Raw genomic sequence first — 15,599 nt, forward strand, 5'->3', positions numbered from 1 at the left:
ATTAAAATTTCGGGGGGCTTTTAAAGTAATACCTTTTGTAGTGTTTATTGATAATCCACCCTTAATGAAAATATGATGAACATGACACCTAGTGATATTTCGGTAATCGAATTATCCATTCTATTAAGAACAATAACATCCACGAGAATGGTATTAAGGCAAGGCACGCTGCAACTCTCACTTTATCTCGCGGCGCAAATACGTGAGCTCCCATTTTAAGCACGCGCTCTTTTTCACTTTCTAGCTGCTCTATCGAAACTGCCGTTTCAGACTCTTGTAGTTTTGCGTAACGTTTTATCCCATCCTCTATGCTATCTTCAAGGTGTAAAATGGCCTCTTCTCGCTCTTTTTCCAACATATTTTTAAGCTTAATTACGGGCCAAAACAAATAAAAACCGACAACGCCGGTGAAAAAAGTAACCATTAGAACGTCAATAGAAGGGATGTCTTTTTTCAACCAGAAAATAGGAAAGATAGTGAGCGCGCCCATTGCGAATATGCTGTTAGTCGTACCCAGCTTCAGGATTGTGAGTATCGATTTTAAATGATCAATGTTAGAACCAGCATGTGGTAATACTTTGCTTGTAAGATACTTAATGTTAGACGAAATCTGGAACAAGAATAAGATTGCCAAGAACCAAAAGGGCACGGCTGTCGCGGTTAAAAATAAAACATGAATTTCTTGCTTTACCGTAATCAGACCTTCAAACATGCAATACACAATCGTGATCATGATAGAAATGATAATGGCGTTAAAAATGTGGTGTTTAAACTCAACAGCAAGGTCATTACGGTGCGATGAAAACTGACTGAGCTGGTTCGTTTTCACAAGCAGTGAAATCAACGTGCTTGCGACATTTTGATGCATAAGACGCAGAGCAAACCAGAAATAGCCGGTCAACAGCGACATACCAATTGCAGAATTAAAGTCTCGCTGAGCTCTCACTTCTCCCGCGTTAGGCCATTCTAAAGCTCCCGTAAAGTAATGTACTAAAAGAAGGAGCAGTGTGGCCAGTAAAGGAAAGAAACCAATAGAGGCTCCCTTGTGCATGTTAGAGTAAGGGTTGAGCTTCATTTATACAATTCGTTGAGTGCGGCAGCATTGCTATAGTAACCGCATGCTACGTTTTAATTTAATATCTTTAAAACGCATTAACGATAAGCTTTGTATGGCGGGATAGCAATAAAAATAAACGTAAGAGAATGTGAACGTTTACTTTTCGTTCGGCAATAAAAAACCCGCCAGTAGGCGGGTTTTATCAAAGCTGTGCTTTTTACTTGCGTAACTTCTGAATGAGTCGAAGTTGTGCAATCGCTTCTGCAAGCTCGTGAGCTGCTTCTGCATAGTTAAAGTCAGCGCCTGGATTGGCGATGTGCTCTTCTGCACGTCGTTTGGCTTCTTGTGCTGCCTGCTCGTCAAGATCTTCAGCTCGAACCGCGGTATCAGCCAGTACGGTAATGTTGTTAGGCTGTACTTCTAGTACACCACCTGCAACATAGATAACTTCTTCTTCACCGTGCTGTTTAACCAAACGCACCATACCAGGTTTAATAGCAGATATAAGTGGCGCGTGACCTGGGTTAATACCCAATTCACCTTCGCTACCTGTCACCTGAATCGATTCAACGCGTCCTGAGAAAATCGCTTTCTCCGCGCTTACTACGTCCAAATGTACTGTCATTGCCATGTGAACCTCCTGATTAGGTACGTTAGCATGATGTTAGGCTAGCTAGTGCTAGCCCTGTCATTATGCTTTCTTGGCTTTCTCTAGCGCTTCTTCGATAGAACCAACCATGTAGAAGGCCTGCTCTGGAAGGTGATCGTATTCACCGTCTAGAATGCCTTTAAAACCACTGATTGTGTCTTTAAGCGATACATATTTACCAGGTGCACCGGTAAATACTTCTGCTACGAAGAACGGCTGAGATAGGAAACGCTGAATCTTACGAGCACGTGATACTACTTGCTTGTCTTCTTCAGATAGTTCGTCCATACCTAGGATCGCGATGATGTCTTTCAGCTCTTTATAGCGCTGAAGAACAGTCTGTACGCCACGTGCTACGTCATAGTGCTCTTGACCGATAACTAGTGGGTCTAGCTGACGAGACGTTGAATCTAGTGGATCTACCGCAGGGTAGATACCAAGAGACGCGATATCACGAGAAAGTACTACCGTTGCATCCAAGTGAGCAAAGGTTGTCGCTGGAGATGGGTCAGTCAAGTCATCCGCAGGTACGTATACCGCTTGGATTGAAGTGATTGAACCAGTCTTCGTTGACGTAATACGTTCCTGAAGTACACCCATCTCTTCTGCAAGAGTAGGCTGGTAACCTACCGCAGACGGCATACGACCTAGAAGTGCTGATACTTCAGTACCTGCTAGGGTATAACGATAGATGTTATCTACGAAGAATAGAACGTCACGACCTTCGTCACGGAACTTCTCAGCCATAGTTAGACCGGTAAGTGCAACACGTAGACGGTTACCCGGTGGCTCGTTCATCTGACCGTATACAAGCGATACTTTATCAAGTACGTTTGAATCGTTCATTTCGTGATAGAAATCGTTACCCTCACGAGTACGCTCACCAACACCTGCGAATACTGAGAAACCGCTGTGCTCGATTGCGATGTTACGGATAAGTTCCATCATGTTTACGGTTTTACCTACACCCGCACCACCGAATAGACCAACTTTACCACCCTTAGCGAATGGACAAACCAAGTCGATTACTTTGATACCAGTTTCTAGTAGTTCTACCGAGCTAGACTGATCTTCGTAGCTAGGCGCTTCACGGTGAATAGACATACGCTCTTCTTCACCAATTGGGCCTGCTTCGTCGATTGGGTTACCCAATACGTCCATGATACGACCTAGCGTCTTCGTACCAACTGGAACCATGATTGGGTTACCGGTATTTTCTACTGTAAGACCACGTTTTAGTCCGTCAGTAGTACCTAGTGCGATGCCACGAACAACACCGCCACCTAATTGCTGTTGCACTTCCAGGGTTAGACCTGACAAGTCACCTTCGGTAACTTGTAGTGCGTCATAAACTCTTGGTACCGCATCTTGTGGAAACTCAATGTCCACAACGGCGCCAATGATTTGGACGACCTTACCTTGACTCATAATTTGTCCTCGTTATCTCTTTTAAACCTTTGCCTACACCGCTGCGGCACCGCTAACAATCTCACTGATTTCTTGTGTGATTGCAGCCTGACGCGCTTTGTTATATACCAGTTGTAACTCATCAATAAGGTTACCGGCGTTGTCGGTTGCTGCCTTCATGGCAACCATTCGCGCAGCTTGTTCTGACGCCGCGTTTTCTACAACACCCTGATACACCTGAGACTCAATGTAACGAACCATTAGTGCTTCCAAAATTTCTTTTGGATCTGGCTCGTAAATGTAGTCCCAACGATGTTGATATTCTTCGTCTTCTGACTTTGGCAAAGGCAATAACTGATTGATCACAGGTTTCTGTGTCATGGTGTTAACGAAGTCATTGAATACCAAGAATACTCGGTCAATTTGTCCTTCGTCGTACGCTTTAAGCATAACGCGTACAACACCCACTACATCGCTCACAGACGGCTTGTCACCTAAACCAGATTCAGCAGCAAGCAACTTGCCACCAAAGCGGTTGAAGAAACTGCACGCTTTTGAACCTAATGCAGCGAAATCCACTTCTACACCCTGTTCACGCCATTTTTTGACGTCTTGGGTGACGAGCTTAAATTCATTGGTGTTCAAGCCACCACATAAGCCTCGGTCAGTGGAAATCACAATGTAACCGACGCGCTTGACTTCACGCTCTTCCAAATAAGGATGGCGATATTCAAGGTTACCGTTTGCAATGTGACCAATCACTTTAAGCATATTTTGTGCATATGGACGGCCAGAAGCCATGCGTTCCTGCGCCTTTTTCATTTTAGACGCAGCAACCATTTCCATCGCACTGGTAATCTTCTGAGTATTTTTGATACTCCCAATCTTACCTTTTATTTCTTTACCGCTGGCCATGACTATCTCTCCGATTACTCAACGAATTGCGCTGGTGGTTAAACACCAGCACCATTGATTACCAAGTTTGTGTCGCTTTAAAGTTTGTTAAAGCGTCGTTCAACTTAGAGGCAATCTCGTCGTTGTAGTTACCTGATTCGTTGATAGTCTTCATAAGGTCAGCGTGTTCGCTGTTCATGTAAGAGTGAAGAGCGGCTTCAAAATCTAGGATTTTGTTAAGCTCGATACCCTTAAGGAAACCTTTTTCTACCGCGAACAGAGATACACCCATGTTAGCAATTGATAGTGGAGCGTACTGCTTCTGCTTCATTAGCTCAGTTACGCGCTCACCGTGCTCAAGTTGCTCACGAGTTGCATCATCAAGGTCAGAAGCAAACTGCGAGAACGCCGCAAGTTCACGATACTGAGCTAGGGCTAGACGGATACCGCCACCCAATTTCTTGATGATTTTAGTCTGTGCAGCGCCACCAACACGAGATACCGAGATACCAGCGTTAACCGCTGGACGGATACCTGCGTTAAACAAGTCAGTTTCTAGGAAGATCTGACCATCGGTAATTGAGATTACGTTAGTTGGTACGAATGCAGATACGTCACCAGCTTGCGTTTCGATAATAGGAAGCGCAGTCAATGAACCTGTCTTACCTTTCACTTCACCATTAGTGTAACGCTCAACGTATTGCTCGTTTACACGTGCAGCACGTTCTAGTAGACGTGAGTGAAGGTAGAATACGTCACCTGGGTAAGCTTCACGGCCTGGTGGACGCTTAAGTAGTAGTGAGATTTGACGGTAAGCAACAGCTTGCTTAGACAAATCATCATATACGATTAGCGCATCTTCACCGCGGTCACGGAAGTATTCACCCATAGTACAACCAGAGTAAGGCGCTAGGTATTGAAGCGCTGCAGACTCAGAAGCAGATGCTGCAACCACGATAGTGTGGTCAAGGGCACCGTGCTCTTCTAGTTTACGTACTACGTTAGCGATAGTAGACGCTTTCTGACCAACCGCTACGTACACACACTTAATGCCTGTACCTTTTTGGTTAATGATAGCGTCAACAGCCATTGCTGTTTTACCACACTGACGGTCACCGATGATAAGCTCACGCTGACCACGACCTACTGGGATCATGGCATCAACTGACTTATAACCAGTTTGTACAGGCTGGTCTACTGATTGACGTTCAATTACGCCAGGAGCAATTTTTTCAACTGGCTCGAAACCAGCTGCGTCGATTGCGCCTTTACCATCAATAGGCTCACCTAGTGTGTTTACAACACGACCAAGAAGTGCGTTACCTACTGGTACTTCAAGAATACGGCCAGTAGATTGTACTTTATCGCCTTCTTTCAGGTCCGCGTAAGGACCCATAACAACTGCACCTACAGAGTCTCGCTCAAGGTTTAGTGCAATTGCGTAACGGCTTCCAGGAAGCTCAATCATTTCACCCTGCATTACATCTGCAAGGCCATGAATGCGGATAATACCGTCAGTTACTGCGACGATAGTACCTTCATTACGTGCTTCACTGCTTACATTGAACTGTTCAATTCTTTTCTTGATCAGTTCAGCAATTTCAGTGGAATTAAGTTGCATGCTCTTATCCCCGTTATGCTTGCAACGCGTCTGCTAGACGGTTCAATTTCGACTTTACGGAACCATCAATTACTGTATCACCGGCATTTATTACCATTCCAGCGATCAGGGCAGGGTCCACGTTACAATTAAGCTTCACTTTACGTGCCAAACGTTTTTCCAAAGATGCTACCAATTCATTTGTTTGGGCATCAGTCAGCGTAGATGCTGAGGTTACGTCCACTTCTACTTCTTTATCGTAATCCGCTTTAAATGCGTCAAACAAAGTAGAAATTTCAGGCAACGCGGCTAAACGTTTATTCTCAGCCAGAACCTTTACTAGGTTTTGACCGTGTTCGTCGAGTTGCTCACCACACACATTATTAAAAATGTCGGCTAGCGTATCAGCGGCGATAGCACCAGTTAGCAACTGGTGCATATCTTCATTTACTGCTACTTCACCTGCAAAGGTGAGCATTTCTTGCCATTTTGCAACGGCATTTTTCTCGACAGCAAAATCGAAAGCAGCTTTAGCATAAGGACGAGCAACAGTAGTCAATTCAGACATGGCTCATCTCCCAATTAAAGCTCAGCGACAAGTTTTTCAACAATGTCGTTTTGTGCGTTAGCATCGATTTCACGTTGTAAGATTTGCTGTGCGCCAGCTACTGCAAGTGCAGAAACCTGCTTGCGCAAATCTTCTTTGGCACGATTGCGTTCAGCTTCAATCTCGGCATAACCAGAAGCGATAATTTTTTCGCGTTCCGCATGACCTTTTTGCGTTTCATCGTCAACCAATTGGTTGGCACGCTTTTTAGCCTGCTCGATAATTTCAGCTGCTTGCGCTTTCGCATCTTTAAGCTGCTCTGTAGCTTTCGCTTGAGCAAGCTCTAGGTCTTTCTCTGCACGTTCAGAAGCTTCAAGCCCATCGGCAATTTTCTTCTGACGTTCTTCAATCGCTGCCATTAGTGGAGGCCATACATATTTCATGCAGAACACCACGAACACAGCGAAGGCGATTAATTGACCAATAAAAGTGGCGTTAATATTCACTATCGCCTCTCCTCATAAAAGTTCGCTAGAGTATGAATTAAAGTAGGTACTGAGGTGGAGCGAACAATAGGAATAGTGCGATACCAACACCGATCATCGCGATAGCATCGATAAGACCCGCTACGATGAACATTTTAACTTGTAGTTGTGGTGCAAGTTCTGGTTGACGAGCAGCAGACTCTAGGAATTTACCACCTAGAAGACCGAAGCCGATAGCGGTACCAAGAGCACCCATACCAATTAGGATAGCAACTGCGATTGCAAGCATGTTTAAATCTCCGATTTAAAGTTTAGTTAAGGTTAATGTTTAAAATAAAACTCGGTTAAAAACGGTACCGGCAAATGTATTCCCGGTACCCGTTAATTCTTAGTGGTCTTCAGCAGCTAGGCTTAAGTACACGATGGTTAACATCATGAAGATAAACGCTTGAAGCGGAAGAACCAAAATATGGAACACAGCCCACATGAAGTGCAGTGGAAGCTGGAAGTAGCCAATCGTTGCGATAAGAATGAAGATTAGCTCACTTGCGTACAGGTTACCGAACAAACGCAGCGCTAGTGAAAGCGGGCGCGCAAGCAAAGTAACCGTCTCAAGAATGAAGTTCACCGGAATGAAAAGCGGGTGACCGAAAGGCTGCATAGTCAGCTCTTTAGTAAAGCCACCAATACCTTTCATCTTGATTGAGTAGTAAAGAATTAGGATGAATACACCCGCTGCTAGTGCAAACGTAAGGTTAAGGTCAGTGGTTGGTACTGCCTTCATGTATACATCGTGAGGGTCCATACCAAACGCTGAAGAACCAATTAGGCCCGCGATGGTAGGTAGCAAGTCAACTGGAACAAGATCCATAAGGTTCATTAGCAATACCCATACAAAGATGGTCAGTGCTAATGGCGCGATAAGTGCGCTCTTACCGTGGAAAGTGCTTTTCACGTTATCATCGACAAACTCAACGATTAGCTCGACAAACGCCTGCATTTTTCCAGGTACGCCAGTTGTCGCTTTTTTCGCTACGCTTCTAAAGATGAAAAGGAAAAGTAAACCAAGTCCAATAGACCATGCCAACGTATCGACATGCCATGCCCAAAAACCAGCATCAGAACACGCTTTATTAAACGCAATTCCGTTGTCAGTTGAGCACATGGTGGCATTGGTCAAGTGGTGCTTGATGTATTCTGAGGTAGTATATTCAGATGCCATTGTTTAACCCAAGTTGTAAAGTGTAAAAATTTGGTGACTGGTTCTTATATCTCATCGGTCGAACACATGGTTTTCGTTATCGCAACGCCTAGCGTTGTCTTTATTGTTTCGTACCGTAATGAAACATAGCTAGCCCGTGGCTAGCGGTTGTAATTACAAACGCCAGAAAGATTTCTAATGGCGTGGCGTTTAGACCTTTAAAAGCAATTACAAATAAAATAATTGTCAGTGCCAGCTTCAATTTTGAGCCTTGGCTAAAACTTCGCGCAACAAGTTGGTTTTTACTCGCCCCTGCGTAACGAAACGCAAACGCTGCAAATGCAATATTGGGCAGAATGCTAGTCAATGCGCCTGCCGCCGCCGACATAGCGGAATGACTTCCACCTGCGGCGCCTGCGATGATCGTAACGAATAGGGCCGTGACAGCCTGAAAAAGTAGCCCTTTTTTTGCGAGGTCTAACCCGCGCTTTGCTAACTTGTTCGTCACTTTTACTCGCAGCTTGTTCACGTCTTACAAAAAGCGTCAGAAGTATACTGTTTTACCGACAATTTTCAACAGTACAACGCTTTTTGAAAGTTATTCTGAAAATTTTCTATTGCTATAACCGGAAAGGAGAGTGTCCGCTATTTGCACCGGACAGCGATTCGATTGCGGATAGGCAAGGAAATCATCTCAATTTATATTAATTTAACTTATTGAATTTTAGAGATAATTCCATCTAATTGTTCAAGATCGCTAAAGCTAATCGTGAGCTTACCTTTGCCTTTAGCGTTGTGGTCAATAACCACTGGCGTGCCTAAATTTTCTGAAAGTCGAGTCATAAGATTTTGAACGTCAGGATCAACTTTTTTCTCAGGCTTTGGCTTTGCGGGCTCTAATAGCTTTTTAACGAGCTTTTCGGTGTCGCGTACGGTAAGGCCTTTACCCGATACCACTTGCGCCGTTTCTGACTGAGTTTCGCCTTCTAAAGCTAAAAGGGCGCGGGCGTGTCCCATCTCAATATCACCGTGTTCTACTAGCAATTTTACATCGTCGTTTAGATTGTTCAGACGTAGTAGGTTAGTTACGGTTGTACGAGATTTACCCACCGCTTCAGCCACTTCTTGATGAGTTAGCGCAAATTCGCTCATTAAACGGTCTAACGCCTGCGCTTCTTCCATTGCGTTAAGGTCTTCGCGCTGAATATTTTCGATAAGAGCAATGGCAACGGCAGCTTCATCAGGTACGTTCTTGACTAAACACGGTACTTCGTCTAGTTGTGCTAGCTGTGAAGCGCGCCAGCGGCGTTCTCCGGCGATAATTTCATAGCGGTGTTCATCGACCTTTCTGACTACGATAGGCTGAATAATACCTTGTGCTCGAATGGACGATGCCAATTCTTCTAATGCCTCAGGCGACATGTCTTTACGAGGCTGATATTTGCCTGGCACTAAGTATTCAATAGGCAGTTTGCTTAACTCACCATTGGTTGAATTTACCTCGGCGACATCTTGTTCTTTCTGAGCAGATGATTGGCTGGTTGCGAGTAGCGCATCTAAACCGCGGCCAAGGCCTCTTTTACGTGCTGACATAGTGTCCTCTATGGCATGTGCTGATGGTATTCAGCTTATTGTGTTTAACTAGCTTTTGCCTGTTTAGGCGATATTTTGTCCCTACGGCGCAGTATTTCACCTGCTAGCGCTAGATAAGCTTTAGCACCTGTCGATGACTTATCATAGTACATCGCTGGCGTACCGAAGCTTGGCGCCTCAGCTAAGCGAACATTACGCGGAATAACCGTGCGATAAACCTGTTCACCAAAATGACGCTTCAACTGTTCTGAAACATCGTTAGCAAGGCGATTGCGCGGGTCGTACATAGTACGCAATACGCCTTCAATCTTCAATTCAGGATTCACCACAGATGCCAATTTTTGAATGGTATCCATTAGGGCCGTAAGGCCTTCAAGTGCGTAATATTCACACTGCATAGGCACCATTACCGAGTCGGCAGCCGCTAAGGCGTTCACAGTTAACTGGTTGAGTGAAGGCGGGCAGTCGATGAAGACAAAATCATAGTAATCCATAACAGGCTTCAGCGCATTGCGAAGCCGTACTTCACGAGCAAACATTTCCATCAGCTTAATTTCTGCCGCGGTAACATCACCGTTCGCTGCGATCAGGTCATACTTGCCGCCTGTTGCTTTAACGATAACGTCGTTAATGGGTTTCTCTTCAATCAACAATTCAAATGCCGTAGATTCAACGTCGTATTTGTCTACGCCGCTACCCATGGTTGCATTACCCTGTGGATCGAGATCAATCAGCAACACCTTGCGTTTGGTTGCTGCCATTGACGCTGCCACGTTAACTGCGGTAGTTGTTTTTCCTACACCACCTTTTTGATTCGCGATCGCGATTACCTTAGCCACGTTAGATCCTGTTTTCGTCTATTTCTATTTTTCGGCTATTTCTTTTTAAGCCAAACCAGATGTCGTTCGCCTACTAAATTTGGCACTGTGAGGTTTTCCGTCTTACTCACATGAAAGTGATCACTCACTTCTTCTATCTCATCTTTTGGAAACTGACCTTTGAGCGCCAAAAATTGTCCTTCAGAATCTACCAGATGCTGACACCAGTGCAACATATCTTTTAGTGAAGCGAAAGCTCGGCTTAGCACAATATCGTAAGGTCTATCACCATTGTGCTCTTCTACGCGGCTTTGTACAGGAGTTACGTTAGTTAATCTAAGCGTATGCACACATTGGGTCATAAATCTTACCCGTTTACCCAATGAATCTAGCAGCGTAAAAGATTTTTCTGGGAAAGCGATAGCCAACGGCATACCTGGAAGACCAGGACCTGTTCCAACATCAATGATATTGTCACCATCAAGAAAAGGGACAATCGCTAACGAATCCAGAATATGTTTTACCATCATTTGCTTTGGATCCCGAACGGAAGTAAGGTTGTACGCCTTATTCCATTTATCCATCAAAAGCACATAGTCAACTAACTGCTGCTGTTGCTTGTCACTCAAATCAAGTGAAAGCGCGCCAAGTCCAGAAACCAAAATGGTGTGCAATTCTTGCTGTATCGTCATTGAAAAATCTGTCTGTTCACGTTGAAATCTTTAGCTTAAATCAGTTTTTAACATAGACATTTTCGGCGAACCGCAATCTGTTCTATGCATTTGTCACACTTTTTCCATTGTTAATCAACGCGACCTCTTCACGTACAAAACAAATGTACGTTGAGTAGAGCCCGCAAAATGCTAGTAAAAGAGAACAATTGAACTGTATGAAAAGCGCCTAGTTTTTCTAGTTTTTCTAGTTTTTCTAGTTTTTCTAGTTTTCGCATAGTTTAGGCTAATATGACTAGCATAATACGCGAATAAATAGGAAAAACTAAGCGCTGCGAGTAGCCTGATGAGTCAAGCGCGTGTTTTACGCACTAATTTTCTCTTGCTTGCGCAACATGCCGTGCTTTTTAAGGTAAACCAGCAGCAAAGAAATGGCCGCAGGAGTAATACCCGAAATACGCGATGCTTTACCGATAGTTTCCGGTCTAGCTTCGGTTAGCTTTGCTACAACCTCGTTTGACAAGCCAGAAATCTTGCTGAAGTCCATATCAACCGGCAACAATGTGTTTTCGTGTCGCTGCGTTTTGGCGATTTCATCCATTTGACGGGCGATATAACCCGCATACTTAATTTGAATTTCCACTTGCTCTGCAGCAATCGGATCTTCAAGACCAGGGCCAACACTTTCAATTTCCATTAACTGACCGTAAGTCATTTCAGGTCGACGGATCAGCTCTTCTAGAGAATGTTCACGACTCACCGGATTTTTCAGCATGGTATTAAGTTCAGGCGTTGCCGTGTGATCAGGATGGATCCACTGACCGCGTAAACGCTGTAGCTCACTTTCTACCGCTTCCATCTTGTCATTAAATTTCGCCCAGCGCGCATCATCAACAAGACCAATCTCTCGGCCCATCGCGGTTAAGCGGCTATCGGCATTGTCTTCACGAAGCAGTAATCTGTATTCTGCACGGCTAGTGAACATGCGGTACGGCTCTTTCGTACCCATGGTGGCTAAGTCGTCGATAAGTACGCCCATGTATGCCTGATCGCGGCGTAAAATCATCGGATCTTTTTCTTGAACTTGTAGCGCTGCGTTTGCGCCTGCTACTAACCCTTGCGCACCGGCTTCTTCATAACCAGTGGTACCATTGATCTGGCCAGCGAAGAACAAACCTTTGATAAATTTGGTTTCAAGGGTTTGTTTTAAATCCCGTGGATCAAAGAAATCATATTCAATCGCATAACCCGGGCGAACGATGTGCGCATTTTCAAAACCTTTGATCGAACGAACAAGATTCATCTGTACATCAAATGGCAAACTGGTTGAAATACCATTTGGATAAACTTCAATGCTGTTTAAACCTTCTGGCTCAACAAAAATTTGATGCGATGTCTTGTCTGCAAATCGGGTGATCTTATCTTCGATACTCGGGCAATAGCGCGGTCCGATACCTTCGATAACCCCTGTAAACATGGGAGAGCGATCTAATCCGCCGCGAATGATATCGTGGGTTTTTTCGTTAGTGTGGGTGATATAACACGGAATCTGCGTCGGGTGCATGCTTCTATCACCCATGAACGAAAATACCGGTGTTGGATTGTCACCAGGTTGAGGCTGCATTACAGAAAAATCTAATGAACGTGCATCAAGTCTTGCTGGTGTTCCCGTTTTTAAACGGTCAACACGAAACGGAAGGGCACGTAGTCTATCTGCAAGCGCGATAGACGGTGGATCGCCCGCACGACCGCCACGATAGTTTTCAAGGCCAATGTGTATGGTGCCACCAAGGAAGGTCCCCACGGTCAGTACCACCGACTTGGCTTTAAACTTCAAGCCCATTTGCGTAACAACGCCGCATACCTGATCGTTTTCAACAATCAGATCGTCAACGCTCTGTTGGAACAAGGTTAGGTTTTCTTGATTTTCAACAATGTCGCGAATAGCGTTTTTGTAAAGCGTACGGTCCGCTTGCGCACGCGTTGCACGAACAGCTGGGCCTTTAGAAGAATTCAATGTTCTAAACTGAATACCACCTTTGTCGATAGCCAGTGCCATTGCACCGCCTAACGCATCGATCTCTTTTACAAGATGACCTTTACCGATCCCACCAATTGCAGGATTACAGGACATCTGGCCGATCGTTTCGATGTTGTGAGTAAGCAAAAGGGTATCTGCTCCCATGCGAGCAGCTGCAAGCGCTGCCTCTGTACCTGCATGTCCACCACCTACAACGATGACATCAAATGCTTCAGCATAAAACATGGTTAAACCTCACTATTAACTTACGATAAGCCGATTAAAAAAACTAATTTTTCTAAAGTAAAGACTGTCGAAAAAAGGGCGCGTATTTTATCTGACTTATTGCATAAAGAAAATGATTAAATTTTCCTCAATACTTGTTTTTAAAAAGGTGTGATCGAATTATAAGATCTTAAGATCTCTTTTAGATCTGTTTATTTTTACTTTTATTAGGATCACCAAGATCTGTGGGTAACCGATCAAAGGACATAAAGATCATTAAGTTACGCGATCAACAACATTGGGAAACCCCGATCCATAACCCTACTTCGAACTTGTGTATAAATAGCCTTTTTATCCACACCCCGATTTGTTTGAAAAGTTATTCTTTTTTGGATCAAAGCTTATACACAGTGGTTTGTAGGATCCTATCCACAGGGGTGATCAAGATGTGATCCAGCTGGGGATAAAATGTTTGCTATTTATGTATTCTGATCGAAAGATCGTGTAGTTGCGTGCCTTATAGCGTGATCACATTGTGGAGGAGATCTTTTCCAAAAGCTGTGATTAGATCGCCCGATCGCATTTATCAACACTTTCAAAAAAGTTCGCGCTTTTAAGAATGACAAAATTATTTTTCCAAAAAAGCTCATTTTTCAGGAGAAAAATATGAAAGCCGACCAAAATTCCGTCTCTTTTACGACGAAGAAGTGGGCTTGCAAGAATGCTTATTTGTTTAACTGGAGGAGATCGTTGTGTGTATCTGCTGATTGAAAGAGTATCGTTTAAGTAAAACAGGTGATCAACAGACTAATGATCCACTTTCACTTAGCGCAAACTGTTAAGAGAATAAGCGTTATGAAGGATAAAACGACGTATGGGCAATAATTGAAAGGGCGAAAACCAGGTGCTATTAGCGCACCTGGTTAGGTTGATAGCGGGGCTGTGCAACAGAACCTTGCATATCTTCTTGTTCGATAGTTAGGCCTTCACGGCGGCTTGGGCCTTGGAATCGAACTTTGTAGGTGTCGTACTCTTTAATCGATTCGAAACAATAACGACCAAGGGCATTTTCTAGTTCGGCTAAGTTGTGATTAGTGATTAAGATACAGTTTTTCTTATTCACTAAGCGCTGTCTGAGTAAGTTCCCAAACCAGCTCTGTGCATTTTTCTTAAGTGCAGACTCGTTGACACAGACCTCATCTAAAATAAGCAAATCTACATCTAAAAGCTCTTGGTTTATTTCTCTGAAACGCTGACTAGCATTATCGGTAGCAGAGAAATCAAAAGAAAAGTTGCGCATTTCGAGCAGAGTCGAAAGCTGACGGTACAGCACAGAGATTTCGTATTGCTCAATAAGTTGATGGGCAATAGCACCAGCAATATGAGATTTACCGCGACCGTAATCGCCGTAGAAAATCATCATATGAGAGCCACTTTGGCGCCACGCTGGATCATCGTGAGCAGCAATAAAAGACTGTGCAATAGAAACAGCTTCTATGACATCGTCACTGTCTTCGACTAAGTTGGCAAACGTCCACTTAGGATTTAAGTCAGAACGGCCATGGATAGCTTCTACACGCGCTTTCTTACTGCGCTGCTGTAGTTGTGACACTTCCTCGTTAGCTTTCGCTTCATACTGCTTGCGCAGCGTTTTATAGTCGATGTACTCACCATTGGGATCGACATCTTTTTTAAGCGCTTTAGCAAGATTAGCAATTTTGTCAGTTATACGATCCATAATGAATTAACTCTTCTTTGTTGCGGCATACTTTTCCACCAGCTTTCTTGCATTATCATCTGCTTCTATGCCGGCTGCAACTTTCACTTGCTGCGTCCCTACTACTTTTGTTGGAGCATAGCCTGAAGCCAAGCGCTTTCGCTTGATATTGTTGGCAAACTTTTGTGTCCATTGGAATTCGCTAAACACTGAACTTGGTCTTCCTAACCAATAGGCAATGAATTCACCCACCTCGTTGTCATCAAATGTTTTATCGATAATACCAAGTAGCGAGGCCATTTCTTCAAACAGCGCTTTATTAGGCGTCCAATTTGGGCTCATAGCACTATGACGTGAATGGAGTTGTTCAAAGTCTGACTGCGGCTCGCTTAAAAGCGGAAGAAGAAGCGTTTTTCCATTAATCGTGTGTTCGAGATCAAGATCAAGGGGCAGGGCAACTAAACCTACTTGTTCAAGCTGTCTCACCAAGCTATTTATCTGGCGGCCACGCTGATATGGTGCTTCTTTGTCGTCGCCGTTTAGTAGATTTAATAGCTGCTTGTAATCAATAGGCGCAGACGATGTGGTCGCTGAATTCGCATCAGGGCGAAGGCCCAGTAAATAAAGCACCCTACAGTCGTTAGAAAGAGGGGACTGTAATGCAGCGAGTTCAGCTTGGGTGAGGTTGCTGTTCATAGCGCAATGTCCACATTAA

16 protein-coding genes are annotated in these 15,599 nt (G+C 44.2%); all 16 read right to left on the minus strand.

What is annotated here, in order from left to right; genetic code table 11:
- Positions 1 to 88: 88 nt before the first annotated feature.
- Positions 89 to 1,075, minus strand: coding sequence for a hypothetical protein (locus V7R55_RS12800; protein ID WP_334059811.1), 987 nt, complete (start codon positions 1,073 to 1,075; stop codon positions 89 to 91).
- A 199-nt stretch (positions 1,076 to 1,274) separates the two neighbouring features.
- Positions 1,275 to 1,688 carry a F0F1 ATP synthase subunit epsilon gene (locus V7R55_RS12805; RefSeq protein WP_012520215.1) on the minus strand — a complete coding sequence of 138 codons (414 nt, stop codon included), beginning with the start codon at positions 1,686 to 1,688 and terminating at the stop codon, positions 1,275 to 1,277.
- Positions 1,689 to 1,748: 60 nt separating this feature from the next.
- Positions 1,749 to 3,134 (minus strand): F0F1 ATP synthase subunit beta, encoded by a 1,386-nt coding sequence (gene atpD / locus V7R55_RS12810; protein ID WP_179985094.1) that lies wholly within the window; start codon positions 3,132 to 3,134, stop codon positions 1,749 to 1,751.
- 33 nt (positions 3,135 to 3,167) lie between these two features.
- Complete coding sequence (gene atpG / locus V7R55_RS12815; RefSeq protein WP_012520217.1) at positions 3,168 to 4,028, minus strand: F0F1 ATP synthase subunit gamma; 861 nt, start codon at positions 4,026 to 4,028, stop codon at positions 3,168 to 3,170.
- A gap of 58 nt (positions 4,029 to 4,086) precedes the next feature.
- Entirely contained in the window at positions 4,087 to 5,628 is a 1,542-nt protein-coding gene (gene atpA, locus V7R55_RS12820) for a F0F1 ATP synthase subunit alpha (RefSeq protein ID WP_269917847.1), read from the minus strand.
- Positions 5,629 to 5,641: 13 nt separating this feature from the next.
- Positions 5,642 to 6,175, minus strand: coding sequence for a F0F1 ATP synthase subunit delta (gene atpH, locus V7R55_RS12825; protein WP_025257159.1), 534 nt, complete (start codon positions 6,173 to 6,175; stop codon positions 5,642 to 5,644).
- Between the two features lie 14 nt (positions 6,176 to 6,189).
- Positions 6,190 to 6,660: a F0F1 ATP synthase subunit B gene (gene atpF / locus V7R55_RS12830; protein ID WP_179985096.1), complete on the minus strand. Its 471-nt coding sequence runs from the start codon at positions 6,658 to 6,660 to the stop codon at positions 6,190 to 6,192.
- Between the two features lie 37 nt (positions 6,661 to 6,697).
- Positions 6,698 to 6,928 (minus strand): F0F1 ATP synthase subunit C, encoded by a 231-nt coding sequence (gene atpE, locus V7R55_RS12835; RefSeq protein WP_075177146.1) that lies wholly within the window; start codon positions 6,926 to 6,928, stop codon positions 6,698 to 6,700.
- A gap of 99 nt (positions 6,929 to 7,027) precedes the next feature.
- On the minus strand, positions 7,028 to 7,861 hold the full coding sequence (gene atpB / locus V7R55_RS12840) for a F0F1 ATP synthase subunit A (protein ID WP_136782406.1): 834 nt from the start codon (positions 7,859 to 7,861) through the stop codon (positions 7,028 to 7,030).
- 100 nt (positions 7,862 to 7,961) lie between these two features.
- The gene (locus V7R55_RS12845; protein WP_334059812.1) at positions 7,962 to 8,348 is read right to left on the minus strand and encodes an ATP synthase subunit I; all 387 of its coding nucleotides are present in this window, start codon (positions 8,346 to 8,348) and stop codon (positions 7,962 to 7,964) included.
- A 206-nt stretch (positions 8,349 to 8,554) separates the two neighbouring features.
- Positions 8,555 to 9,433: a ParB/RepB/Spo0J family partition protein gene (locus V7R55_RS12850; protein WP_179985098.1), complete on the minus strand. Its 879-nt coding sequence runs from the start codon at positions 9,431 to 9,433 to the stop codon at positions 8,555 to 8,557.
- A 44-nt stretch (positions 9,434 to 9,477) separates the two neighbouring features.
- Positions 9,478 to 10,272 carry a ParA family protein gene (locus V7R55_RS12855; protein WP_334059813.1) on the minus strand — a complete coding sequence of 265 codons (795 nt, stop codon included), beginning with the start codon at positions 10,270 to 10,272 and terminating at the stop codon, positions 9,478 to 9,480.
- A 35-nt stretch (positions 10,273 to 10,307) separates the two neighbouring features.
- Entirely contained in the window at positions 10,308 to 10,943 is a 636-nt protein-coding gene (gene rsmG, locus V7R55_RS12860; protein ID WP_334059814.1) for a 16S rRNA (guanine(527)-N(7))-methyltransferase RsmG, read from the minus strand.
- Positions 10,944 to 11,286: 343 nt separating this feature from the next.
- Positions 11,287 to 13,188, minus strand: coding sequence for a tRNA uridine-5-carboxymethylaminomethyl(34) synthesis enzyme MnmG (gene mnmG, locus V7R55_RS12865; protein ID WP_334059815.1), 1,902 nt, complete (start codon positions 13,186 to 13,188; stop codon positions 11,287 to 11,289).
- An 889-nt stretch (positions 13,189 to 14,077) separates the two neighbouring features.
- A complete protein-coding gene (locus V7R55_RS12870; protein ID WP_071960318.1) occupies positions 14,078 to 14,905 on the minus strand; it encodes an ATP-binding protein in 828 nt (275 codons plus the stop codon).
- 6 nt (positions 14,906 to 14,911) lie between these two features.
- A complete protein-coding gene (locus V7R55_RS12875; RefSeq protein ID WP_334059816.1) occupies positions 14,912 to 15,580 on the minus strand; it encodes a DnaT-like ssDNA-binding domain-containing protein in 669 nt (222 codons plus the stop codon).
- Positions 15,581 to 15,599 lie beyond the last annotated feature (19 nt).

It is taken from the genome of Alteromonas sp. S005 (assembly GCF_036864475.1).
Lineage (GTDB): Bacteria > Pseudomonadota > Gammaproteobacteria > Enterobacterales > Alteromonadaceae > Alteromonas.

Excerpts from the sequence above, each read along its gene's own strand:
- atpD (WP_179985094.1), bottom strand. The coding sequence starts at position 3,134 with ATGAGTCAAGGTAAGGTCGTCCAAATCATTGGCGCCGTTGTGGACATT.
- rsmG (WP_334059814.1), bottom strand. The coding sequence starts at position 10,943 with ATGACGATACAGCAAGAATTGCACACCATTTTGGTTTCTGGACTTGGC.
- V7R55_RS12800 (WP_334059811.1), bottom strand. The coding sequence starts at position 1,075 with ATGAAGCTCAACCCTTACTCTAACATGCACAAGGGAGCCTCTATTGGT.
- atpE (WP_075177146.1), bottom strand. The coding sequence starts at position 6,928 with ATGCTTGCAATCGCAGTTGCTATCCTAATTGGTATGGGTGCTCTTGGT.
- atpG (WP_012520217.1), bottom strand. The coding sequence starts at position 4,028 with ATGGCCAGCGGTAAAGAAATAAAAGGTAAGATTGGGAGTATCAAAAAT.
- V7R55_RS12875 (WP_334059816.1), bottom strand. The coding sequence starts at position 15,580 with ATGAACAGCAACCTCACCCAAGCTGAACTCGCTGCATTACAGTCCCCT.
- mnmG (WP_334059815.1), bottom strand. The coding sequence starts at position 13,188 with ATGTTTTATGCTGAAGCATTTGATGTCATCGTTGTAGGTGGTGGACAT.
- atpB (WP_136782406.1), bottom strand. The coding sequence starts at position 7,861 with ATGGCATCTGAATATACTACCTCAGAATACATCAAGCACCACTTGACC.
- atpA (WP_269917847.1), bottom strand. The coding sequence starts at position 5,628 with ATGCAACTTAATTCCACTGAAATTGCTGAACTGATCAAGAAAAGAATT.
- V7R55_RS12805 (WP_012520215.1), bottom strand. The coding sequence starts at position 1,688 with ATGGCAATGACAGTACATTTGGACGTAGTAAGCGCGGAGAAAGCGATT.
- V7R55_RS12870 (WP_071960318.1), bottom strand. The coding sequence starts at position 14,905 with ATGGATCGTATAACTGACAAAATTGCTAATCTTGCTAAAGCGCTTAAA.
- V7R55_RS12850 (WP_179985098.1), bottom strand. The coding sequence starts at position 9,433 with ATGTCAGCACGTAAAAGAGGCCTTGGCCGCGGTTTAGATGCGCTACTC.
- atpH (WP_025257159.1), bottom strand. The coding sequence starts at position 6,175 with ATGTCTGAATTGACTACTGTTGCTCGTCCTTATGCTAAAGCTGCTTTC.